This window comes from Wolbachia endosymbiont of Anurida maritima (genome assembly GCF_042182995.1).
Taxonomy (GTDB): Bacteria; Pseudomonadota; Alphaproteobacteria; order Rickettsiales; family Anaplasmataceae; genus Wolbachia.
In genome coordinates this window covers 1,110,018-1,133,119 of record NZ_CP102058.1, presented here as the reverse complement: position 1 = coordinate 1,133,119, position 23,102 = coordinate 1,110,018, and the positions used below count along the sequence as shown (strand labels likewise).

Below are 23,102 nucleotides of genomic sequence, written 5' to 3'. Positions count from 1 at the left end.
ATAAAAATAAACATTACTACTCTAATAATTAAGCTCAATAACTATTCATACCATCTGAGTAAGGTCATTTTTTTCATTTTAGAGTTAAGATCAAATGCTTTTATTTCAAGATCTGTATTTTTCTTCATATAATCTAAGCCATTAGCCAATTTTGCATTGAAACTCTCCGTAAGCTTTGTAGCTAATTCCCTTGCTTCTTCATCTCTATTAAAAGCTGATATTAAGCTAATGTCAGGTGCGTTTGCAACAACTACATGCTTAACACCATGTTCATTTAGAACCTTAAGTGCGTTACATATTTCACTCACTGCTTGTTCCAATACTTCTTCCGCTTTAGTATCGTCATAAGCAGTAGCAACCATAACATCATTTCCGCTGATCACGATGAAAAATAAATCTTCTTTACCCATGTCTGGATGATGTTTAATTACCGCATCTAGCTGGTTAGCTAAACGAAATTTATTGAAGAAATAAGAAAAAATAGGGTCAAAAATTTCAGATGCCGCTGCATATGAAACTGCATAGTTTTGACCTTGCTGTTCGTGGCATCTACCAAAAAATGAATAACTCCACCCAGGTTTAAATTCGTCTAAATCTAAATATTTTGCTACATATTCAACAGCAGTAGGGCCATCGCTAAAAGATCCTCCTTGATAAAAAGGGTCATCAAACTTTACGCTTTTTGCAAAGGATAAATTATTTAAAATTCCAATGATTGCACCATTATCAGATAAACTATCACCCAAAACATAAAAATTTCTATACTTTGAATTAGAATTGTCATTTTTGTTTGCCACAATATTTACTATATCCAATCATGTTGTTTCATGAGATTCATAAAAAAAGAAAATAGTGGTGAAATCAGCTTCTTCTTAACTTGACACGTATACTTAAAAGAACCCTCTCAGTTTTCTAGCGCGGCTTGGATGTTTCAACTTGCGCAGTGCTTTTGCCTCTATTTGCCTAATTCTCTCACGTGTTACATTAAAAATTTTTCCTACTTCTTCTAAGGTATGCTCCTTCCCATCTTTACCAAGGCCAAAACGCATTCTCAAAATTCTTTCTTCCTTTGGTGTTAAAGTTGCAAGAACATTGGTTGTAATGCCGCGCAAGTCAGCAAGTATTGCAGCATCTTCTGGTCTGGAGACTCGCTTGTCTTCTATACAATCACCGAAGGTACTACTATCATCTTTTCCTGTTGGAGCTTCAAGACTTACTGGATCCCTTGCTATTTTCATAACTTTGCGTATTCTTTCCAGTGGCATTGTCAGTTCTACACTCAATTCCTCTAACGTCGGCTCCTTTCCCATCTCATGAGTCATCTTTCTTAATGCTCTGTTGATTTTACTGATAATTTCCACCATATGAACTGGTATTCTAACTACTTTGGACTGCTCAGGTATTGCCCTAGTGATTGATTGTCTTACCCACCAAGTGCCATAAGTTGAAAATTTATATCCACGTTTGTAATCAAACTTATCCACAGCCTTCATAAGACCAATATTGCCTTCTTGTATCAAATCAAGCAGATCAAGGCCTCTTTTTGAATACTTCTTAGCAATGGAAACTACTAGCCTTAAGTTAGCCTTAATCATTTCTTGCTTTGCTTCAGAGACTTCTCGTTCGTGTTTTTGTATTCTCCTGATTAGCTCCTTAAATTCTTGTACGTTATCTTCCTGTATACGCTGCTTAATACCGTTCAAGGTACTAGCTATATGTTCAGAGTTATCGTCTATAAACCTTAAAAATTTGTTTTTTAATTCACCTGTAAAAGAGGACTGATTTTCATTGATCTTTAAAAGACTTATCTCTTTCAACTCGTGCTTTAAAAGCACGTCATCATAAACTTTATAGAAACTTTCTCTATCGATATTGTATTTTCTAGCCTCAGCAATAAGATTAGCCTCTTCAAGCGTGATGGATCTATTTATCTTATAAAGTTCTTGTGTAATTCTGGCAACAGCAGCATCACTTAACTTAATTTGTAATGCTATAGACCATATTTGACTATACAAATTCTCTAGTTCATCAGAGGAATCTTTAGAATTTTTTCTTAATACCAACGCTTCATTTGTTAAAGTAATTATCTCATCCAATGCAACTATGACCTTTGGCAACAAGTCACTTTCCATTTCAAGAATAGAAACATTTAAATTCGCTGAATTTACATCTTCATTATCACCGTCTTTCTCATCATCACTTTTTTTACTATCTTTCTCATCATCACTACAGTACTCAGCATCTTCAGAAACATCCTCAGAATCCTCAACATCTTCAGAAACATCCTCAGAATCCTCAACATCTTCAGAAACATCCTCAGAATCCTCAACATCTTCAGCACTTTCTTCACTCTCTTCACTCTCTTCACTTTCTTCTTTGGGTACCACATTAAAGTCAGAGTTATAAATTGCATCCAGATCTATAATTTCTCTCAGTAAGAGAGCTCCACTACTTAAATCATCACGCCATACTTTTATCACCTTTAATGTTACTGATGTTTCAATTATTGCACGTAACATGTTATGCTTTTCAGATTCAATTTTTTTTGCTATCTCGATTTCATCTGCCCTTGACAAAAGCTTTACAGAGCTCATGTCTTGTAAATAAATCCTCACTGGATCATCATTTTGTACTAAAGTTGCAGTAACATTTGGCAATGTGTCATCATCATCAAGTTTACTATCATCACTGTTGGAAGGAATATCTTCTTCATCTTCGCTACTTTCAAGCACATTAATTCCGGAGTCCTGCAATAAAGATATAGCATCATCTATAAAGTCAGACGAAAAATTTTCATCTGATAATTTATCATTTATATCATCAAAGGTGATAAAACCACCCTTTTTTATACTTTTAGTTACAAGATCTCTGATAATTTTTTTCTTATCTTCTGCATCATTAATAATTGACATCATTACCTTTATAGTTCATAATTTTATTCCTTATTAACAAACAAACTTACAACGAGCAAGTCTATAATTTTACTCTTAACTTGTGGCTATTTGTTATTTCATATAGTTTAAGATACTGTTAATTTATGTACACTTGTCTTGATCAATTGTTCCATACTTTTCTTCCATTTTTACTGCTATGGACAATCCAACTGAAAATGTTGCAATTCCAACCACTATAGCAGTAAGCATTAAAACATGAGGTATAGGATTGCTATATAAATAAAAATTTGAAACCAATATAGGAGGCAAAGAACTTTTTATATATCCTAGAGATATGTAAAACAACAAAACAGATGCTTGGAAGACGCTTACCCCTATCATTTTCTTGATTAAATTTTTATCGTTTATAATAATATATAAACTTAGCACCATTAATACAATAATAATCGTATAATTATATAAAGTCATTGTTTTTTCCTACGAGCAAAATTCATATATATAATTAACATAGAGGAGCAGACAGTAAATGCTACACCTAATTCCACCAAAAAAATACCCAATTTTTGACCGGTTCTATTATTGGCTGACAAGATATCATAAGATAAAAAATTTTGGCCAAGTAAAGTTGTTGCAACGCCCGTTCCTCCATAAATTAAAATACCGAGCACGTTAGTCAATCTAACCACAGAATAAGGTATTGCTTTTAGAGTTGTAGATACACCAAATAGCATTGAATATAATATTATCCCGGAGGCAATAATTATTCCTGCTTGAAAACCTCCACCTGGAGTGTAATCACCGTGAAATTGTATGTATAAACCAAATAAAATGATAAAAGGTATCATCAAAAATGTTACTACATTTAATATCGGATCTTTAATCATTTTCTTTTTCTTCTTTTAATATCAATGTTATACAAAGCGCAGCAGTAAAAACTACTATAGTTTCTCCAAACGTGTCATAACCACGAAAGCTTGCCAAAACAGCTGTCACTATATTAGGAATACCGGTAGCTTTTTCGGTATTTTCCACATAATAAGGAGCAACATGCAAGTGAATCGGAGCATTGTGGCTGCCAAAATCTGGCAATTGAATCATAAAATATGACAAACATACAGCCAGAAATAACATAAAAAAAAGCGTTATAGGGTTATGAGATAGATTTACTTTATGATTCTTTATTAAGGAGAGTGCCGCAAACGTAAAAACCGTACCGAGCCCCGCACCAACAGAAGCTTCAGTAATTGCAACATCAGGTGCATTCATAATTAAGTATATAAGCGCAATAAGTGAACTAAATACACACATTAGAACAGCACTTGCGACTAAATGTCGCGAGAAGACTATAAAAACCGTAACTGTTAGTAACAACAAAAGTAGCACTACATTTAATATTTCTAACACCTTAACCTTCTTTAACAGTTTTTTTCTTAACTTTATAATAAGTGCGCGCTAAAATATAGCTATTAGTTGAGCTAGTTACCCATATTATAAGAATTAATAATATTATTTTAACAGTATTGATTGAAAATTCATTCTGCAGAGTAAAACCAATTAACAATAACGTTGCACCACTAGAATCTGTAATACCTGCTGCATGTAACCTAGTATAGAAATCAGGAAATCTAATTACTCCCACACTTGAAATGATTACTAAACAAATGCCTAAAAATATAAGAACGGACCCTATCATAAATTATTAAAACAACATTAATCTCATTAGTGCTATAGTTGATATAAAGCTAACGCTAGCATATAACAATGCTATATCAATTAAAAAAAANTTATTCAGAATGATTGATATTGCTGTTATGAGCACAACTACTTGCGTTGAGAAATTATTGAACGCTAAAACCTTATTGTACACATCACTTGACTTAGATACTATGCGACACAACATTACACTCATACAGAACAACAGTGTATAGATAGCAATGTGAATCATTTAAAGACTATGTAACTTCAGTAAATTTCTAAACGGATACTTCTTCATTGCCATCTTGATCATTTATTTCATCATCCACTTCGTAATCTTGGCTTTCTTGACTTACATCAAGATCTGTGTTATCAGAAAAATCTAATAAATTCGCTAGCTTACTTGTATTACTAATGTAAACATTATTCATATTTCCTTTCATGTACTCCTTGCACCTACCTACCAAAAGGTTAAACAGTTCATGAGTATCCACCTGTTTTTCTGCTATTTCATGTAAGGAAACTATGGTGTTCTTATGGTCTTTAAACTGAGCTGTGTGAACTGGATTACTTGCCCCTGTATTTAAATCATGTGTTCTTTGACTTGCCAATAGAACCAATTTGAAACGGTTACTTACCTGTTCTGTACACTTTTCTACAATAGACTCAGCCATAAGATACTACCTTAATAAGTTTTATACTATATCACAAAAAACAAGTTGTCAACTTTGTATCTATTGCGATTCAACCTCATGTTTTACTTTTTCTGCCTCAGATTTTATTTTTTGGCTTTCTGTCATCGTAATTGTTATTTCATGATCAAATTTTTTCAGAAATCCTAACAATCGCTCTAAAGAAAAACCATCTATTTTACCATTTTTAATTTGCGATACCTTTGGCTGATCGATACCAAGTTTTTCAGCTGCATAAGCCTGAGTCCAAGCATTTTTTTCTATAACTTTATTTATTATATGAAGCAACTTTGTTTTTACTCCTGCACTGTCTAAGTTATTTAACGATATTATTTCCATAATCCTTACACTCGCATATCAATTAACTTTATTAAATATTATAGCATAATATTTAATAAACCAAGATATTAATATCATATAACTTGTCAATAACTATATGATACTAAGAGCATGTCTTCAAACTCAAGAATGAGCTAATTTGTGAAGCATAATAGTGATCATATTAAAAAAGATGTTATTTTTTGAAGTGAGAGGAGAATGCTCATAATCCTTACTCATACGTCTAAAATTGGAGAGCCAAGCAAAGGTTCTCTCAACAATCCAACGTTTAGGAATAACCTGAAATCCTGTATCAACTACTTTCTTGGTAATCGTCAACAAACATCCAGTTTCCAATAAACAGCGGTTTTGCAATTTACCTGTATATCCTTGATCAGCAAAAAACTTACGTAATGTTGGAGCTTTGCATTTGGCTTGAACAAAAAGATTTAGTGCACCATCACGATCTTGAATGCTTGCACTGTGTACTTCAGCAGCAATTACAAGACCTAGAGTATCTACAACGATGTGGCGTTTTCTACCCTTTACTTTCTTGCCAGCATCATATCCTCTGGATCCCCTTTTTGAGTGGTTTTTACTGATTGACTGTCAATTATTCCTACTGATGGAGTTTCATTCTTACCAATTATCTTTCTTAGTTTTTTAACTAGAAAATCATGAATTTCTTGCCATATTCCACTTTTTTTAAACGCGAATTACAACTATACACGGTTTTCCATGGTGGAAAATTCTTAGGTAGTTGTCTCCATTGACAGCCTGTTCTCATCACATACCTTATTGCATCGATAATCGTTCTGATACTGTGTTTTCTTGGTCTGCCGGTCTTTTTAGGTTCAAAATATTGCTCTATCATCTTCCATTCTTTGTCACTTATATCGCTTGGGTACATTTAAAATATATCTTATAACACACTTCTTAACTCCTTTCTACTTAGTTTGAAGACATGCTCTAATATTTAAAACTTTAAGTTGATTATATATTGATATTTTTACCAAATTTCTAGTAATTTTAAATGATTATTTTATCTAAAAAAATCATTTATAGAAAGAACGAGTTAAAATTACAAACTTAAAATACAAAAATAATCATTTTGTAAATTCATTTTGCATAAGAAGTTTATATTTCTATACCTTAAAAATAGATATTTATTCAAAATTTCTATTTTAACGAGAATGTTATATACTATATTTATAATATAAATATTTGTTGCCTTTTAGCTGGAAAATTATTTAGTTAGTAAGTAAAATTGTGTTGAATATGACAAAAATAAAAAAAGATGTCGCTGTTATTATGGGAAGCGAGTCAGATTACACCACTATGGTCCATGCTGTTGATATGTTAAAAGCATTAGAAGCTTCACATGACGTATTCATAATATCTGCACATAGAACGCCAGAAAGGCTCTTCGATTTTGCTAAATCTGCACAAGAAGAAGGTTTTAAGGTTATTATAGCTGGTGCAGGAGGTGCAGCTCATTTACCTGGTATGGTTGCGTCACTAACTTGTTTACCAGTTATCGGCGTTCCTGTGCATAGTAAACAATTAAATGGGCTGGACAGTCTACTCTCTATAGTTCAAATGCCAAAGGGTGTTCCAGTTGCAACCATGTCTATAGGAGAAAATGGAGCATATAATGCTGCCATTACCGCCGTATCTATATTGTCAATTTCTAACAGTGAAATTGCAGGTAGGTTAAAAAAGTGGAGAGAGAAGCAGACCAAAGAAGTAAAAGAAAAACCAGTTTCATAATAAATCTATGGCAATAATTCTTTTAGACACAAAAATCATAAACCGTATAGCAGCGGGGGAGGTGATAGAAAGGCCAGCAAGTGTAGTAAAGGAATTAGTGGAAAATGCAATAGATGCTGGAAGTTTAGAAATAGAGATCAAAATAGAAAGTGGTGGGCGTAACCTTATTATTGTGACAGATGATGGTAATGGAGTAGAAAAAAACGATTTAGAACTTGCGTTTATGCGCCATGCTACTTCAAAATTGAGCGATAGTGAATTAATAGAAATCAAGCATCTTGGGTTTAGAGGAGAAGCCTTACCTTCAATTGCTGCAGTAAGTAGAATAAAGCTATCGTCTAAGGCACATGGAGCAAGTGAGGCGTGGTCTATAAGTTATGAGGGTGGAGAGAAAATAGGGGAGCTAACTCCTTACCCTTTATCACAAGGGACACATATTGAAGTACGAGATTTGTTTTTCGCTACCCCAAATAGACTAAAATTTCTAAAAACCGAAAGAGCAGAAACTCAAAGCATTGTTGATATTGTAAATAACCTAGCAATGATTAACTATCATATAGGGTTTACTCTCACTTCAGGTAATAAAAAGCTCTTAAAATACGCTAAGCAGACTTCGTTATTTCATAGATTGTGTGAAGTAGAAGAAGAATTTCAGGGCAATTCTTTGGAGGTCAATGAAGAAGAAGACGGCATTAAACTTACGGGACACATCTGTACGCCGACCGTCAATCGTGGTAAGTCAACTCAGATCTATACGTTTATTAATGGAAGGCCAATCAAAGATAATCTACTTATTGGTGCAGTTAGATATGCATATCATGATTTTATTCCAAGCGATAGGTATCCTTTTGCAGCGTTACATTTAGAGATACTTTATGATCAAGTAGATGTAAATGTGCATCCAAATAAGTCAGAAGTAAGGTTTCAGAATAAGAAGCTCATATATGAGATAGTGACAAGAGGATTAATTAAAGCATTGTCAAGAAGGATAGGCACCTTTCCAGCTAGTACTACTAATACAATAGAGGGTTTTTTGAAAGGTTCATTATCAGATCTTTTTGATAAGTCTAATGTTCAAAAAGAATTTTATGAAAAAAGACCAAGTCCTTTTAAAAATCAACTAATAAAAGAATTTGCTTCTCCAAATGAAAAAGCAAAAGGCTTATCAGAACAGTCAAAATCGTTTGATTATACCGGCATACAGAAATTTCCATCACAAGCGGAGACTATGGTTCTGGAAAAAAAGGTGTTAGAGCAAGTTGATTTGATAGAGAGCCACCCGCTCGGGTTTGCACGCTGTCAGGTCTATAATACTTATATTATTGCAGAGGTAAGGGACAAATTGATTATAGTCGATCAGCATGCAGCCCATGAAAGACTAGTATATGAATGCTTAAAACAAAAATCAAGTATAAAAAGACAAAAACTACTTCTTCCTGAAACGGTTGAAATCAAAAATCAAGCCGGAGTGGAGATGATTGAAATCTATAAAGATAAGTTATTTGAAATGGGTTTTGATATTGAAATCAAATCAGAGAATAAAGTGATAGTAAAAGAAATCCCTGCAATTTTGGGAGCAATAGATGTGAAAGAGATGCTAATTAATATAGTTGATAGATTAACGGAAATAGAAGATACATTGCCAGTAGAAGATAAAGTGAACAAAATATTGGCCACTATTGCTTGTCATGGATCAATTAGAGCAGGCAGGAAAATGAGATTAGAAGAAATGAATGAGTTGTTAAGACAAATGGAAAAAACACCATATTCCGGGCAATGCAACCACGGAAGACCAACTTATATAGAAATGAAATTAAGTGATATTGAAAAACTTTTTGAGCGGAGGTAATGAGGTTGCCATAAATATGTAACCTCGTCATCCAAGTAGCTCATAGAAACGGATTAAACGAAAAAACTTGCTTGACAAACTCCGCCAGCGCCCTTATCATGAAACTGAAGCTATTGTGTTTGCTTTCGCCAATCTGCAGATTAAAAGGTAAGGATTACTTAATGTATCGGCGTCTTATGTTCAATTTTTTGCAGTATATAGATACTGTATGTCTTTACAAAACTTCATCTACATCTAGATTTTTATCTAAATAAGCTGAACGCGCTTACAAAGCGTTACAAGACATCAAAAAATGCCAATACTCGACAGAGATAGTAAAAGACTAGCTAACTCGGGGATTCTTTGTCTTTCTTTCTGCTTAGTAAATTTCTTAAACATTTGCAGCGTAAGTTAGTTGCAATTAAAAGCGGCTGAATCTCGCTTGTCAAGCGTTTAAAACATAAAAAACGCCAATATTTTAAAGCGGATAATAACCCCAGGGCTTCTTTTGCCTTTTTTTTCATTTGGTAAATTTTTTAATATTTATACGGAAGGTGTCATCCGAGTGCCTTGACTACTTGGATCCAGAAAACTTAACTTTAAATAAGTGGCTGCATAATAAAGACTAGATCCCAGTGTCAAGCACTGGGATGACAGAAGAAGGTGCTGGGATGACAAAAAAAGGAGCACTGGGATGACAAGAGGGGGCACTGCCCTCTTGGATGAAAACCAGTGTCAGCTACTTGCATGACACCATTCTTTTTCCTGGATCCAAGTAGTTAGGGCGCTGGGATGATACCCTTTCCAGGTGGAACAATGTTCGTACAGTTATGGGATTGCGCAGTGGATGCAGTTTAACATAGAAAGATTTGCTTTTTGAAATTTTGGGTTATACTTAACTTAAAATATTTCAGTAGGAGGTTTATTGTGAATAGAAAGGAAGCTTTAAAAATATTGGACTTAAATGCAAATCCCAGTGAACGAGAAATTACAATAGCATATAGAAAATTAGCCCTTAAATATCATCCTGATAAACATTCAGGTAAGAGTAAGGATGTGCAAAAACAAAATGAGGAAAAATTTAAAGAATTAGGTGCTGCATATGAGTGCCTTACTGCACGAAGTTCAAAAATAATCGCAGAGATGACAGATGAAGAATTTGAAGATGTGATGGGGATGTCAGATGAGAGATTTGATATGTTCATGAAGAAGAAAATGCAGTGTTGTATGAAGAACTTAGATGAGATTAACTCTGCTGACGATTTGAGTTCTTCTTTAAGTGCTGCTACCTTAGGCAGAGATGTAGAATACCTAAAGAAGCTTTTTTCTAAGTTCAAGAGTAGCAAGAATGGACAATTTGGTGATTATATAAACACATGTGATCTATTATCTCGGGCTGTATATTTTCGAAATATCGAAATTGTAGAGCTTCTCTTAAAAAATGGTGCAGATCCTAATACAGAAATTGTTGTACAGGACAATGAAATTGAAAAGTTATTAGTCGAGTATGGGAGAGTTGATAAATATAGTACATGTCGTCAATTAATATATGGTTTGATGGTAGGTCTCTTTGCTTTACAAGTCTATATTATATGTAATGCATCTCCTTGGTGTTATGTGCCAATAGCAGTACTTGCCCTTGTTGCAGTTTGTATGGCTGTAGGCGCTATACATGATATGTTTTATGCACAAACAAAATGGCCCTCTCCTGATTTTGATGAAGTTAGTACTGAAAAAGTAGTAACTAATGTTGAGCTAAATGCTGAAGACAATTCTCAAGAAATCGGTAATGCATTAGCTTAATCTACAAAGATCAAAAAAGTTCTTTTTTAAAAAACTTAAGGTATACTTATAAGTATTTGATATCTTTTATAGTGATTATGTCGAATTTAAGCTGCCTTTATGGTGATAATGCAGAATTTGTAGAGGAAATGTATAGCCGTTATCTGCAGGGCGATAAATCAATCGGGGAAGATTGGAACAGAATTTTTTCAAGTAATTTAGAAGTTAAGAAAACGGAGACCTGCAATGTAACCAAGACGGATGATTCGGCTTCTGATTTGGCAAATTTCTTTAGGTCCTACGGTCATTTTTTTGCAGACCTTAACCCGCTATCACCAAATGAAAATCAAGAAATAGATTATCAAAAATATTCAAATTTATCCCCAGCACGTGACGCTGAAATCTATAGAGATATTTACTGCAAGAATATCGGTTTTGAATTTATGCATATTTCCTCTTATGAAGAGAGAATGTGGCTGCAGGAAAAGATCGAAAATCAAACCTATACGCTGAGCTCACAAGACAAAAAAGAAATACTGAGGCACTTGGTCGAATCCGAAATGTTCGAGCAATTTCTCCATATGAAATTTCCTGGATATAAGCGTTTTTCTATCGAAGGTGGAGAGGCAGCTATTGTTGCAATTGAAAGAGTTATTAGTGATTCTGCAGCTTTTGGTATTGAAGAAATAGTTCTTGGCATGGCTCACCGCGGACGACTCAATGTTCTAACCAAAGTTATGGGGAAAGAATATGCGGCAATGCTGTCTGAATTTCAAGGCAACCTTGCATACCCAAGTGGTCTTGAGGTGTCTGGTGATGTTAAATATCACCTTGGTTATTCTTCTGATCGAGCACTTGCCGGTGGCAAAAAAATACATTTAAGTTTATGCCCTAATCCATCTCACCTTGAAGCGGTAAATCCGGTTTTGGCTGGAAGAATAAGAGCAAAACAGAATATAAGATCTGTGCTTGGCATATCAATTCATGGTGATGCGGCTTTCATTGGTCAAGGAGTGGTTGGTGAAACTCTAACCTTAAGCAACATTGAAGGTTATAAAGTGGGTGGTATTGTGCACATTATTATAAACAATCAAGTTGGTTTTACTGCTAATCCGTGTTGTGCGCGATCCTCTTTTTACTGTACTGATGTAGCAAAATCAATAGAAGCTCCAGTGTTTCACGTTAATGGAGATAACCCTGAAGCTGTGAGTTTTGTTGCAAATTTGGCGATGGAATATAGGCAGAAATTCAAAAAGGACGTAGTGATTGATATAATATGCTACCGCAAATACGGCCATAATGAAGGCGATGAACCGAATTTCACTCAGCCACTTATGTATAAGGCGATATCAAAGCATAAAACTCCTGGAACATTGTATGAAGAAAAATTGACTGCAGAGAAAGTATTAGATGGCGATGAAGTAAATAAATTGCGCAGTGAATTCAGGGCAAAATTAGATAAAAGTCTTGCTGAATCAGCGGCTTATACTCCAAAAAAAGCTGACTGGTTCGGTGGAGTGTGGTCAAAATTAAGAAGAGCAAAGTTGAACGATTTGAGCGAATACTACACGGATTCTGGTGTTCCGCCAGATGAGCTGAAAAAATTAGGTGTGCATATAAATAGCAATATACCAAGTAACTTTAACATTAACAATAAGGTTAGAAAAATACTCGATGGCAGAATAGACAGTATAAATTCCGGTAGTAATATAGACTGGGCAACTGCCGAAAGTCTTGCGTTTGCATCACTGCTTACAGAAGGAATAGGAGTGCGTTTATCAGGACAAGACTCTGGTCGCGGAACTTTTTCGCACCGTCATTCAAGGCTTGTTGATCAGGTAACAGAAGAAGCGTTTATTCCGCTAAACAATATAAATGAAAAGCAAGCTCACTTTGAGGTCATAGATAGCGCTTTATCAGAGTATGCTGTAATGGGCTTTGAATATGGATATAGCCTTGATTCCCCGTATTCACTGGTGCTCTGGGAAGGACAATTTGGTGATTTTGCAAATGGTGCACAAATTATGATCGACCAGTTTATCGCATCTGCAGAAACAAAGTGGTTGCGATCAAGCGGTCTAGTTTTATTGCTGCCTCATGGTTATGAAGGACAGGGACCTGAGCATAGCTCCTCACGTATAGAGAGATTTTTGCAACTCTGCGCAGAGGATAATATGCAGGTAGTTAATTGTTCCACTCCGGCGAATTACTTCCATGTCTTACGCAGACAAATGCATAGAGACTTTCGTAAGCCTCTGGTAGTGTTTACACCTAAATCGCTACTGCGCCACAAAAGAGCAGTATCTAACCTATCTGACTTTGAAGGAAAATTCCTCACGGTAATTCCAGAATATAGAACAGGTTTAGTTTCAAATGATAAAATACGCAAAGCTGTAATATGCAGTGGTAAAGTTTATTACGACATAATTGAAGTATGTGAAGCACAAAAAATAAACAATATCGCAGTAATACGTTTAGAACAATTCTATCCGTTTCCTGCAGATAAACTAAGTAATGAACTTGAAAAGTATAAGAACGCTGAAATTATATGGTGTCAAGAAGAACCAAAAAATATGGGAGGATGGTTTTTTGTCAACCCATTGATAGAAGAAGTGTTGTCCAATCTCGATATCCAAGCAAAAAGACCTAAGTGCATTGCAAGACTTGCTGCTGCATCTCCTGCATGTGGTTATTCTAGTGTACATGCTCAGCAACAGGAGGAGATTTTAAGACAGATCGCTTAGTATTTACAGTTATTGAAGCAGAAGTGGTGCTATAAAAGTAGCTGACACTTGAATCCGGTTGCATCACGCGCTGCGGCCAGGCGCAATAGAAAACGCATTACACCAATAAAGCCCTTTTGGTACTCAAGCAAATATAAAAGATTTTTATTCTATTAAAAAAATTAATATTTATTAAAATTTTCATTTATTTTTATTTAAAAAGTAAACATTATTAATATTTACTTTAACTAACATAGGATATATATGAATACAAAAATATTTGAGATGTTAATAAGGAGAACTGGTCTACGCAGAGATAGCAAAGCTGAGATCATACAGTTAAATAGAAATGAAAAAGCTTTCGTAGATGAGGATAAAGAATCTATCGAATTAGCTGAGGCTATTTTTGCAGAGAATAATATGTTTCGTTTTCGCAAACCAGGTCCTGCTACGGATTACATTTTGCACAAACTAATAAATGATAGGAAGCTTTTCGAGGAAATGAAAGATAGAGGTACAAGTATAATACGTCTTTTTTCTTTGTTATCAATGTATCATGGTCGTCTCAATTACTGTGTTATAAGAAAAGGAGGGTGTATTACTGAGTGTGGCATACTTGATTACGCTGGCACCTATCCAGAACTAGTGCCTTTAGAGGACTTTATACTTATTGAGCCTTGCTCGTACCTCGAGTACACTGTGCTTGATAATGATAACATCAGAAATAGGTTAGCTAGAGACTTGACTGAAGACAAAACAAAATTAGATATTTTCGTAAATGGAATTTTAGCAATAAAGAGCTAGGATTTAGTATTATCTTGTATCAATGCAATAGGGACTCTTAATGAGGAAGCTAGAAATTATGTTAATCTCTTAGAGCATGTCTTCAAACTAAGTAGAAAGGAGTTAAGAAGTGTGTTATAAGATATATTTTAAATGTACCCAAGCGATATAAGTGACAAAGAATGGAAGATGATAGAGCAATATTTTGAACCTAAAAAGACCGGCAGACCAAGAAAACACAGTATCAGAACGATTATCGATGCAATAAGGTATGTGATGAGAACAGGCTGTCAATGGAGACAACTACCTAAGAATTTTCCACCATGGAAAACCGTGTATAGTTGTAATTCGCGTTTAAAAAAAAGTGGAATATGGCAAGAAATTCATGATTTTCTAGTTAAAAAACTAAGAAAGATAATTGGTAAGAATGAAACTCCATCAGTAGGAATAATTGACAGTCAATCAGTAAAAACCACTCAAAAAGGGGATCCAGAGGATATGATGCTGGCAAGAAAGTAAAGGGTAGAAAACGCCACATCGTTGTAGATACTCTAGGTCTTGTAATTGCTGCTGAAGTACACAGTGCAAGCATTCAAGATCGTGATGGTGCACTAAATCTTTTTGTTCAAGCCAAATGCAAAGCTCCAACATTACGTAAGTTTTTTGCTGATCAAGGATATACAGGTAAATTGCAAAACCGCTGTTTATTGGAAACTGGATGTTTGTTGACGATTACCAAGAAAGTAGTTGATACAGGATTTCAGGTTATTCCTAAACGTTGGATTGTTGAGAGAACCTTTGCTTGGCTCTCCAATTTTAGACGTATGAGTAAGGATTATGAGCATTCTCCTCTCACTTCAAAAAATAACATCTTTTTTAATATGATCACTATTATGCTTCACAAATTAGCTCATTCTTGAGTTTGAAGACATGCTCTTACAGAAAAACGTCATGCTAGACTACATCTTAAACAAAGATGATAAAACACTTGCAAAAATAGCTATAAAAGAGTTATTAAAACTTTCTGTTTTACAGGAAAAAGAAAGTACTAAATTAGAATCTCCTCAAATTTCAGGTATGGAGACTTATCAACATTGTAATGGGCGATAGACTCTAAAATATGCTGAGGTTCATTTAAATATGAGCCTCAGTGTCGCTTAATTTTTGTGGTAGCTGAATAGCTTATTTCACTTCCACCAAGGGAATATTATTCCAGCTATTGCTTCCATAGTCATCAATAGAAGCGTTTAAGTAATCTGTATCAAAGCGCACGGGCACATCAAATTCGAAGCTTGCAGTGATTATCGCATCTTTTACTGGTGGCTTCATAAATGTTACTTCCCCCGTTGAATAATTTACTGAATATTCACTCTCTTCTTTACCATTTAAATAAATCTTTACTGTCCCATGTACTGGCTTTTTGATCATGCGTATATGCTTATCTTCCCCACTTACATAAGTTTTGATTAGCTGAAAAGTCGTTTTTTTGTTATCTCCTATACCAATCTCTTTATTAATGGCTATAAAATCTGACCAATCCTTAAAACGAAATCCTATTGCTTTACCTTTGCGTGCATGAAAAAATGTTATTAATTCTGTTAGCTGCTCGTTTGATCTGACCCCGTAAGCTATGTTGTATCTAGTGCGTGCATGAGACCAATTGATGTTGCGCTGTTCACAACCATTGTGAGTTGTTACAACGTCAGTGGAAAATTCCGGTCCTCCAGTGGAACCATAAGATATATTTTCTGGAAATCTAATTTCTGTGAATGACATATGTCCTCCTATGAAAGTAAAATAGTTTGGTTGAAGAAAATGTTGTAATTTGAAAGCGTTTCACATAGTAAATGACGCTATGGAAAGTAGATGAGACCACTAAGATAATACCTTAAACTGCTGTCACACCCACAATTACTATACTCAGGTTCATTTGAGTTGTCAAGCAAAAAAATAAAATTTTATGGCAAATTGAAACTAGCCTTGCTTGTGACTTAATTCATCTACTTTTTTGCGTAATACATCCAAATCAGTTGCTCCTACAAACAGGCTATCTCCTATTACTAAAAAAGGTGTGCCACCTACTCCCAAATCTCTTACTAGGAGCTTACTATCGTTTATCATTTGCTCAATTTTGTCCGCATTATTTTTCATGGAATTATTAAAATCATCTTCATTAATCCCTATGCTTTTCACTATATCCAATATGCTTTCGTCTGAAAATCCTCCTTTGTGACTTAAAGCAGAATAGTGAAAATCGAAATATTTTTCTTTATCAATAAAGTAAACAGCTAAAGCGCTTTTTGCTGCCCTTAAAGAGTCATTACCAAGTATTGGAGCATCCCTAAAGATATACTTAATTTTGCCGTCATTGATTAATTGCTTTATATCGTTCTTTATGGCTTTGCAATGTCCACAAGAATAGTCAAAGAAGCCTGCAGCTACAACACTACTATTTTCATTTCCGGAGTAAGGATAAGTAAGGTCAAATATTTGATTCTTGTATTGTAAAATTTTACTTTTTGTCACATTATCTCGAGCAGCGTAACTACTTTTAATTGACTCCTCTCTGAGAGAGTTTATAACTTTATCAAAATTCCTACTTATATAATTATCTAATCTCTCACCTATATAATCATCGCTCAGGGGTTGATTGCGTTTTGCAAGCCAATTATTTATTACCGGTAAGCTTGCTATTGCTATTATTAAAATCAATAAAAACGATATTCTAGACATATACTTATTAAAGAACCTACAATATAAAACTTTTAGTACACATTTATCTGTATATTAAAAGAAGCATCTAATGTTAATATATAAAAACATTTATATCAAGTGTATTTTATAGCCGGTTTTGCCTCAAATGCAAACTTTACACAATAAAACTCAAGCACATTACCACAAAGTTCATCAGAAGACTTGGTAATGTAGGTGACCAAATTACCGCCAGAATAGCCAATTATAAGATACTCTATCTTTTACCGCCGAACTGTAAATGCGGCGGTAAAACAAAGTTGATAATTTTATTCCGCTGTGTATAATTTCAACAAACTCCGCGGAATAAACATATGAGTGAACCAATAATTGGCAGAGAAAAAGAAATAGCTATTCTACAAGACAAACTTCTTTCTCAATCAGCTGAATTTATTGCTGTTTATGGTCGGCGTCGTGTGGGCAAAACATATCTAATAAAACAATTTTTCAGTAAACATGCCGATAGTTTTAAATATTCTATGTGAGTGTCATAATGAAATTTTTAAAAACTCTTTTTAACTTAACATTGTTAGTGTTTTTTATAACTCCTTCAGTTGAAGCAAGGTGGAGTAAGTATGAGGATGCTCCCGTTGAGATCAAAATTTCTAATAGTACCATTAATATTAATGGGGATGGTACTTATGAATTAGAATCAGAACTCCAAGCAAAAGTACTCAAGGAATCTGGGCGTAGTGCATTCTCCCCATACAGTCTTATTTATAATGGTGATAGTGCAGACCTCACTATTTTAGAAGCTAAAACAGCTTACAATGGGAGGGAATACGTAGTCGCTAAAAACATGATAGAGGACAAGGCGTTGACTAATCCTCAAGGTTTCGATCAGCTAAGGCAAGTAACCATATCATTTCCTAAAATGACAATTGGTGCAGAAGTATATCTAAAATATAAACAAATTCATAAAAAAGTTCCTATTGATAATTTTTATGGTTTGCACTTTTCTTATTATGGGCGGTATTTTCAAGCAGAGAATACTAAAATCAATTCTGAGTTGCCTCTAGAGATTAGAGTGAATGATCCAAGAAACGTATTAAAGATCGCTGAGGAGAAAAAGAATGGTGTACATTCTATAAGCATTACTTTAAAAAAGGCAATTTATGAAGGTTTGATAAATGAGCCACATAATGGAATATTGAATTTTAAGCACAATACTTGGGTATCACTGTCAAGCCTATCTAAATGGGAGGATTTAGCAAAAAAATTAGCTCCTGGATATTATAACGTCATTACTCAGCCACTTCCTACAATTTTTACGGCCATAGCAGAATCTGCTGCCAATGAGAGTACTGATGAAGAGAAAATTAACGTTGTTACTTCTTTGTTGAATGAGAAAATTCAATACACGGGAGATTGGCGTACAGTGTCAGGACGATTTTTTCCAAGAGATTTAGAGAAAATTGCTGATTATCAAACTGGAGATTGTAAGGATTTTTCTGTTAGTACGGCTGCTATTTTACAAAAACTTGGTTACAGAGTTCAACCTACTCTAGTTATGAGAGGAATTACTAGCATTCCTAATTCCGAAGCATTACCTAATCTGGGTAATTTTAATCATGTAATGCTCAAAGTAACAAATAAAGGTGGAAAAATATATTGGATTGATCCGACTAATAAGGTTAGTATGGCACAAGGTATTTTTCCAGATGTTGCTGACAAAGTTGCTTTAGTATTGGATTCTAAAGAAGTTAGCTACACAAAAATTCCTGCTGTACAAGCTGAAAATTCAAAAATTATATCCCATAGTGAATTAACTATACAAGATAATGTTGTAAACGAACGTGGTCAGCTTACTATGCAAGGGGAGTCAGCTATGAGCTTAGCAAGTGCTGGATTATATTACTCAAACGAGCAGTTAAGAGATTCTGTTTTTTATATAATTAGTGGGGTATATCTTAATGAAAAAGAAAAGAAATTCTTAGAATTGCCTGATCTTACTTCGCGTAATGTAGAGGATCTTACAATTAAGTATGAATTACAACAAAAAAATAAAGTTTTTAGGACGAACCTAGGACTTGTTTTAACTTTAGAAAATAATTTGCTTAATGGTGTCGTAAATACAGCTTCTGACCAAGTGTCAGACATTTTTATAGGTACTCCTCATACTCGTGAAACGCATACGGTAATAAAAGACATTGCGATTAAAAACTGTGCAGAATTGAATTTTGAACTAAATTCTCCATGGTTATATGTAAATAGGTCATGTAAACATCAAAATGGCAGCACAGAATTAAATGATATAGTAGCTATACAGAAAAGCTTTATTACCAATGAAGAGTTAAACACTACTGAATATAAAAACTTAAAAAGCGAGCTGGAGAATAATTTTTCTAGAGCTTCTATAGTAATCAGTGAATAGATAATTGTCTTATGTACTTATTGTGCTAGGCTAGAAAGCAGGTCATTTGCTAAATTTATTGCAGTTTATGTGTGAATGTTGCATTATCTGCATTTTATCAGCATAATATAAGGGTAATGTAATGCAGATATTATGCCGATACCAAATTATACAATTACTTCTAAAATTGCTAATTGCCTTATGAGGATTGAAGCAGCAAAAGAAAAAGTGTTACATTTGCCGCTCACTGTATCAATGCTTTCGTCTCTTCGTGAAACTGCACGGCTTTATACCACACACTATTCTACTATGATTGAAGGAAATCGACTTGAGCCTAAACAGATTGAAGAGGTTTTAAGTGGTAAAAGCCACTTTCCAAAATATAGGAGAGATGAAAATGAGGTTAAAGGATATTATGCAGCTTTAACTCAAGTTGAACAATGGGCAGCAAGGAGAATACCCATTACTGAGAAAGCCATTCAAACGCTTCATGCCCTAGTAATGGCGAGTGGAAAATCTAAAGTGAAGCCAACCTCTTATCGTGATGGTCAAAACGTTATTCGTGATAGCCGTACACGTGCAATAATTTATATGCCACCTGAAGCAAAGGATGTACCAAAGCTCATGAGCAGTATGATTGATTGGATTCGTGACAGTGAGCAAGTGCCTTGCCCAATTATTGCAGGTATTGCGCATTATCAATTTGTAACAATTCACCCTTACTATGACGGTAATGGTCGTACTGCAAGATTGTTGACTACATTAATTTTACACCTTGGTGGATATGACCTAAAAGGACTTTACTCATTGGAAGAATATTATGCTAAGAATCTAGGAGCGTATTATGAAGCAATTAGTGTAGGGCCATCGCACAATTATTACATGGGGCGAGCTGAAGCAGATATCACTAAGTGGGTGGAGTATTTCGTAGAAGGTATGGCAAATTCATTTGAGAATGTTTTACAACGTATAAATGAAGAAGAATACCACACTGATCAGACTGATCTTATACGTAAGCTTGATCCTAAACAACGCAAAGCTCTTGAGCTCTTCCAGGAGTTTTCCGCTATTACAGCTAGTCAGGTTGGCGAACTATTTAATTTTAAGCCTCGTACTAGTGCGCAACTTTGTAAAAAGTGGGTGGAAATGGGGTTTATCGAGATTGTAGATTTTTCCAATAGAGGAAGGAAATACAAACTTAGTAAGCAATATGAAGATTTGATCTCAAATTAACTGAAAGCTCGCTAGCAAAGTGCATAGATCAAATTTCAATAAAGTGCTTGGAAACTAAATGTAAACTTAAAGTTTTAAAAACTGGAATATGTACAACAACTTACGCGACTTCATTAAAGCCTTAGAAGAAAAAAAGGATCTGATTAGGATTAAGGAAGGGGTTTCAACAGTTCTTGAAATGACGGAAATTCATCGCAGAGTTTTGTCAAACAAAGGGCCAGCTATCATCTTTGAAAATGTTGTCACAGAAAATGGCAAAAATTCAATTCCAGTTTTAGTGAATTTATTTGGTACTATTGAGAGAATTGCATTCGGACTTGGTATAAATTCTGATGAATTAAGGGATCTGGGTAAACTTCTAGCATTTTTGCGATCACCTGAGCCGCCAAAAACCTTCAAAGATGCTGTGAAAATGTTTCCTCTACTAAAAGTTATATTGTCGATGCGAAGTAAAGTCGTGAGCAAGGCTCCATGTCAAGAGGTAGTGCTAACCGGAGATGAAGTGGACCTAAGTCTACTGCCCATTCAAACATGCTGGCCAAATGAACCTGCACCGCTTATCACTTGGCCACTTGTGGTAACAAAAGGACCAACAGCAGACAAGCAAGATAATTTTAATCTTGGAATATATCGTATGCAGGTCGTGGATAAAAAAACGACTTTAATGCGCTGGCTTGCGCATCGTGGTGGTGCAGGTCACCATAAACGGTGGAAGGAGAGAGGGCAAAATATGAAGTTTCCTGCGGCTGCTGTGATTGGTAGCGATCCTGCAACGATTATTGCTGCGGTAACTCCGGTACCGGAGACTTTATCAGAATACCAATTTGCTGGGCTGCTGCGAANNAAAAAACCACTTGAGCTTGTAAATTGTAAAACTATTCCACTTCAAGTACCAGCTCACGCGGAAATCGTTCTGGAAGGCTATGTGAGTTTGGATAGATATCAAGACGAAGGGCCATACGGAGATCACACCGGCTACTATAATGCTGTTGAACAGTTTCCTGAGTTTAACATCACTGCAATTACTATGCGCAAAAATCCAATTTATCTCAGCACTTTCACCGGCAAACCACCTGATGAACCATCAATTCTTGGTGAAGCACTCAACGAAATCTTTGTGCCGATTCTCATCAATCAATTTCCGGAGATAGTAGATTTTTATCTGCCCCCAGAGGGTTGTTCATATAGAATAGCGGTAGTATCGATAAAAAAGGCTTATCCAGGGCATGCAAGAAGAATTGTTATGGGCACACTATCTTTTCTCAAACAGTTCTTATACACGAAATTTATTATAGTTGTTGATGATGATATAAATATACGTGATTGGAAAGAGGTGATGTGGGCAATGTCAACAAGAATGGACCCTGTGCGTGACACAATCACAATAGAGAATGCACCTATTGATTATTTAGACTTTGCTTCCCCTGAAAGTGGACTTGGAGGTAAAATGGGATTTGATGCGACAAATAAAATCCCGCCTGAAACCAAACGAGAGTGGGGAAAGAAAATTGAGATGAGTAAGGAAATAGTAAGAAAAGTCACGGAGAAGTGGGAGGAATATATGGACTAGACTTCTTGCATAAAAGCAGAAAAAAGTTTGGCGTTTTTGATAATGCCGCATTAACTGATAATTGTGCGTCACAGTGCTCTCTTCTTGTCATCCCAACACCTTCTTCTGTCATCCGAGTAGCTGACACTGGTTTACTTTATGATGATGTCATGAAAGTAGCTGACACTGAGATCCAGAAGACAACCAAATAATAAAGGCTAGATCCCAGTGTCAAGCACTGGGATGACATCATCCTTTTTTTTGGATTCCAGCATCAAGTGATGGAATGACACCTTTTATGGGCTCTTAAATTGCAACTATAAATATTTAAGAAATTTACCAAACGAAAAAAAGGCAAAAGAAGTCCCAGTCATTATCTATTTTCAGTATTGGCGTTTTTTAAGTCTTAAACACTGCAATTTAGCTGCTTTTAAATGCAACTCACCTTAGTTTAAATGTTTAAGAAATTTACTAAGCAGAAAAAAAGGCAAAAGAAATCCCGTGGTAATTAGTGTTCACTCTCTAATCCTTCAAATTGGCGTACTATACTGTCTTAAACAACGCGTTTCAGCTTATATAGCTAGAAATGTTGTGAAGACATAAGGTGCACATAGTGCAAAAAATTAAAAATAAGACGCCAACTACGTTGTTTTTTTGCTGTTTAATCTGCACAGATGAAGATAACTAAATACCTTCAGTATCATGATAAGGGGACTGGCGGAGTTTGTCAA

25 protein-coding genes are annotated in these 23,102 nt (G+C 35.0%); 12 read left to right on the top strand and 13 right to left on the bottom strand.

Features of this window, described 5'->3' with window-relative positions:
• Window positions 1-41 precede the first annotated feature (41 nt).
• From NOX90_RS06110 to NOX90_RS06060, 11 genes are all read right to left on the bottom strand, one after another.
• On the bottom strand, window positions 42-797 hold the full coding sequence (locus tag NOX90_RS06110; protein WP_375603924.1) for an SGNH/GDSL hydrolase family protein: 756 nt from the start codon (window positions 795-797) through the stop codon (window positions 42-44).
• Window positions 798-890: 93 nt separating this feature from the next.
• Window positions 891-2,912: an RNA polymerase sigma factor RpoD gene (rpoD, locus tag NOX90_RS06105; protein WP_375603923.1), complete on the bottom strand. Its 2,022-nt coding sequence runs from the start codon at window positions 2,910-2,912 to the stop codon at window positions 891-893.
• A gap of 123 nt (window positions 2,913-3,035) precedes the next feature.
• Window positions 3,036-3,362: a cation:proton antiporter subunit C gene (locus tag NOX90_RS06100; RefSeq protein ID WP_375603922.1), complete on the bottom strand. Its 327-nt coding sequence runs from the start codon at window positions 3,360-3,362 to the stop codon at window positions 3,036-3,038.
• Window positions 3,359-3,778, bottom strand: coding sequence for a Na(+)/H(+) antiporter subunit B (locus tag NOX90_RS06095; protein WP_250296097.1), 420 nt, complete (start codon window positions 3,776-3,778; stop codon window positions 3,359-3,361). The genes NOX90_RS06100 and NOX90_RS06095 overlap by 4 nt, the downstream gene beginning before the upstream one ends.
• Window positions 3,771-4,298 (bottom strand): DUF4040 domain-containing protein, encoded by a 528-nt coding sequence (locus NOX90_RS06090; protein WP_375603921.1) that lies wholly within the window; start codon window positions 4,296-4,298, stop codon window positions 3,771-3,773. The genes NOX90_RS06095 and NOX90_RS06090 overlap by 8 nt, the downstream gene beginning before the upstream one ends.
• Before the next feature lies 1 nt (window position 4,299).
• Complete coding sequence (gene mnhG / locus NOX90_RS06085) at window positions 4,300-4,587, bottom strand: monovalent cation/H(+) antiporter subunit G (RefSeq protein ID WP_250296099.1); 288 nt, start codon at window positions 4,585-4,587, stop codon at window positions 4,300-4,302.
• 6 nt (window positions 4,588-4,593) lie between these two features.
• Window positions 4,594-4,839: a monovalent cation/H+ antiporter complex subunit F gene (locus tag NOX90_RS06080; RefSeq protein ID WP_375603920.1), complete on the bottom strand. Its 246-nt coding sequence runs from the start codon at window positions 4,837-4,839 to the stop codon at window positions 4,594-4,596.
• Window positions 4,840-4,867: 28 nt separating this feature from the next.
• Complete coding sequence (gene rpoZ / locus NOX90_RS06075) at window positions 4,868-5,263, bottom strand: DNA-directed RNA polymerase subunit omega (protein WP_375603919.1); 396 nt, start codon at window positions 5,261-5,263, stop codon at window positions 4,868-4,870.
• 60 nt (window positions 5,264-5,323) lie between these two features.
• Entirely contained in the window at window positions 5,324-5,620 is a 297-nt protein-coding gene (locus NOX90_RS06070; protein WP_375603918.1) for a helix-turn-helix domain-containing protein, read from the bottom strand.
• A gap of 123 nt (window positions 5,621-5,743) precedes the next feature.
• Window positions 5,744-6,202, bottom strand: a complete 459-nt coding sequence (locus NOX90_RS06065; RefSeq protein WP_375604575.1) for a transposase — start codon at window positions 6,200-6,202, stop codon at window positions 5,744-5,746.
• A 64-nt stretch (window positions 6,203-6,266) separates the two neighbouring features.
• Window positions 6,267-6,509 carry a transposase gene (locus tag NOX90_RS06060; RefSeq protein ID WP_375603621.1) on the bottom strand — a complete coding sequence of 81 codons (243 nt, stop codon included), beginning with the start codon at window positions 6,507-6,509 and terminating at the stop codon, window positions 6,267-6,269.
• A 368-nt stretch (window positions 6,510-6,877) separates the two neighbouring features.
• On the opposite strand from NOX90_RS06060, the gene purE reads away from it, so the two are divergent.
• The 8 genes from purE to NOX90_RS06020 all read left to right on the top strand — a co-directional run bounded on the left by purE (window position 6,878) and on the right by NOX90_RS06020 (window position 15,595).
• The gene (purE, locus tag NOX90_RS06055; RefSeq protein ID WP_375603917.1) at window positions 6,878-7,369 is read left to right on the top strand and encodes a 5-(carboxyamino)imidazole ribonucleotide mutase; all 492 of its coding nucleotides are present in this window, start codon (window positions 6,878-6,880) and stop codon (window positions 7,367-7,369) included.
• 7 nt (window positions 7,370-7,376) lie between these two features.
• Complete coding sequence (mutL, locus tag NOX90_RS06050) at window positions 7,377-9,218, top strand: DNA mismatch repair endonuclease MutL (RefSeq protein WP_375603916.1); 1,842 nt, start codon at window positions 7,377-7,379, stop codon at window positions 9,216-9,218.
• A gap of 906 nt (window positions 9,219-10,124) precedes the next feature.
• Window positions 10,125-11,000, top strand: coding sequence for a J domain-containing protein (locus NOX90_RS06045; protein WP_375603915.1), 876 nt, complete (start codon window positions 10,125-10,127; stop codon window positions 10,998-11,000).
• A 77-nt stretch (window positions 11,001-11,077) separates the two neighbouring features.
• Entirely contained in the window at window positions 11,078-13,723 is a 2,646-nt protein-coding gene (locus NOX90_RS06040; RefSeq protein ID WP_375603914.1) for a 2-oxoglutarate dehydrogenase E1 component, read from the top strand.
• Window positions 13,724-13,966: 243 nt separating this feature from the next.
• Window positions 13,967-14,506, top strand: coding sequence for a hypothetical protein (locus NOX90_RS06035; RefSeq protein WP_375603913.1), 540 nt, complete (start codon window positions 13,967-13,969; stop codon window positions 14,504-14,506).
• Window positions 14,507-14,638: 132 nt separating this feature from the next.
• On the top strand, window positions 14,639-15,004 hold the full coding sequence (locus NOX90_RS06030; protein WP_375603639.1) for a transposase: 366 nt from the start codon (window positions 14,639-14,641) through the stop codon (window positions 15,002-15,004).
• Window positions 14,947-15,405: a transposase gene (locus tag NOX90_RS06025; RefSeq protein WP_375604575.1), complete on the top strand. Its 459-nt coding sequence runs from the start codon at window positions 14,947-14,949 to the stop codon at window positions 15,403-15,405. The genes NOX90_RS06030 and NOX90_RS06025 overlap by 58 nt, the downstream gene beginning before the upstream one ends.
• Before the next feature lie 10 nt (window positions 15,406-15,415).
• A complete protein-coding gene (locus NOX90_RS06020) occupies window positions 15,416-15,595 on the top strand; it encodes a hypothetical protein (RefSeq protein ID WP_375603912.1) in 180 nt (59 codons plus the stop codon).
• Window positions 15,596-15,667: 72 nt separating this feature from the next.
• Here the strand turns inward: NOX90_RS06020 and NOX90_RS06015 are convergent, their stop codons facing one another.
• Both NOX90_RS06015 and NOX90_RS06010 read right to left on the bottom strand, forming a co-directional pair.
• Window positions 15,668-16,261 (bottom strand): TIGR02217 family protein, encoded by a 594-nt coding sequence (locus NOX90_RS06015; RefSeq protein ID WP_375603911.1) that lies wholly within the window; start codon window positions 16,259-16,261, stop codon window positions 15,668-15,670.
• 198 nt (window positions 16,262-16,459) lie between these two features.
• Window positions 16,460-17,218 carry a DsbA family protein gene (locus NOX90_RS06010; RefSeq protein WP_375603910.1) on the bottom strand — a complete coding sequence of 253 codons (759 nt, stop codon included), beginning with the start codon at window positions 17,216-17,218 and terminating at the stop codon, window positions 16,460-16,462.
• A gap of 332 nt (window positions 17,219-17,550) precedes the next feature.
• Between NOX90_RS06010 and NOX90_RS06005 the strand changes: the two genes are divergently transcribed.
• The 4 genes from NOX90_RS06005 to NOX90_RS05990 all read left to right on the top strand — a co-directional run bounded on the left by NOX90_RS06005 (window position 17,551) and on the right by NOX90_RS05990 (window position 22,392).
• The gene (locus NOX90_RS06005; RefSeq protein WP_375603909.1) at window positions 17,551-17,721 is read left to right on the top strand and encodes an ATP-binding protein; all 171 of its coding nucleotides are present in this window, start codon (window positions 17,551-17,553) and stop codon (window positions 17,719-17,721) included.
• 8 nt (window positions 17,722-17,729) lie between these two features.
• Complete coding sequence (locus NOX90_RS06000; RefSeq protein ID WP_375603908.1) at window positions 17,730-19,610, top strand: DUF3857 domain-containing protein; 1,881 nt, start codon at window positions 17,730-17,732, stop codon at window positions 19,608-19,610.
• A gap of 132 nt (window positions 19,611-19,742) precedes the next feature.
• Complete coding sequence (locus tag NOX90_RS05995) at window positions 19,743-20,822, top strand: Fic family protein (RefSeq protein ID WP_375603907.1); 1,080 nt, start codon at window positions 19,743-19,745, stop codon at window positions 20,820-20,822.
• 88 nt (window positions 20,823-20,910) lie between these two features.
• Window positions 20,911-22,392, top strand: coding sequence for a UbiD family decarboxylase (locus tag NOX90_RS05990; protein WP_375603906.1), 1,482 nt, complete (start codon window positions 20,911-20,913; stop codon window positions 22,390-22,392).
• Window positions 22,393-23,102: the final 710 nt, after the last annotated feature.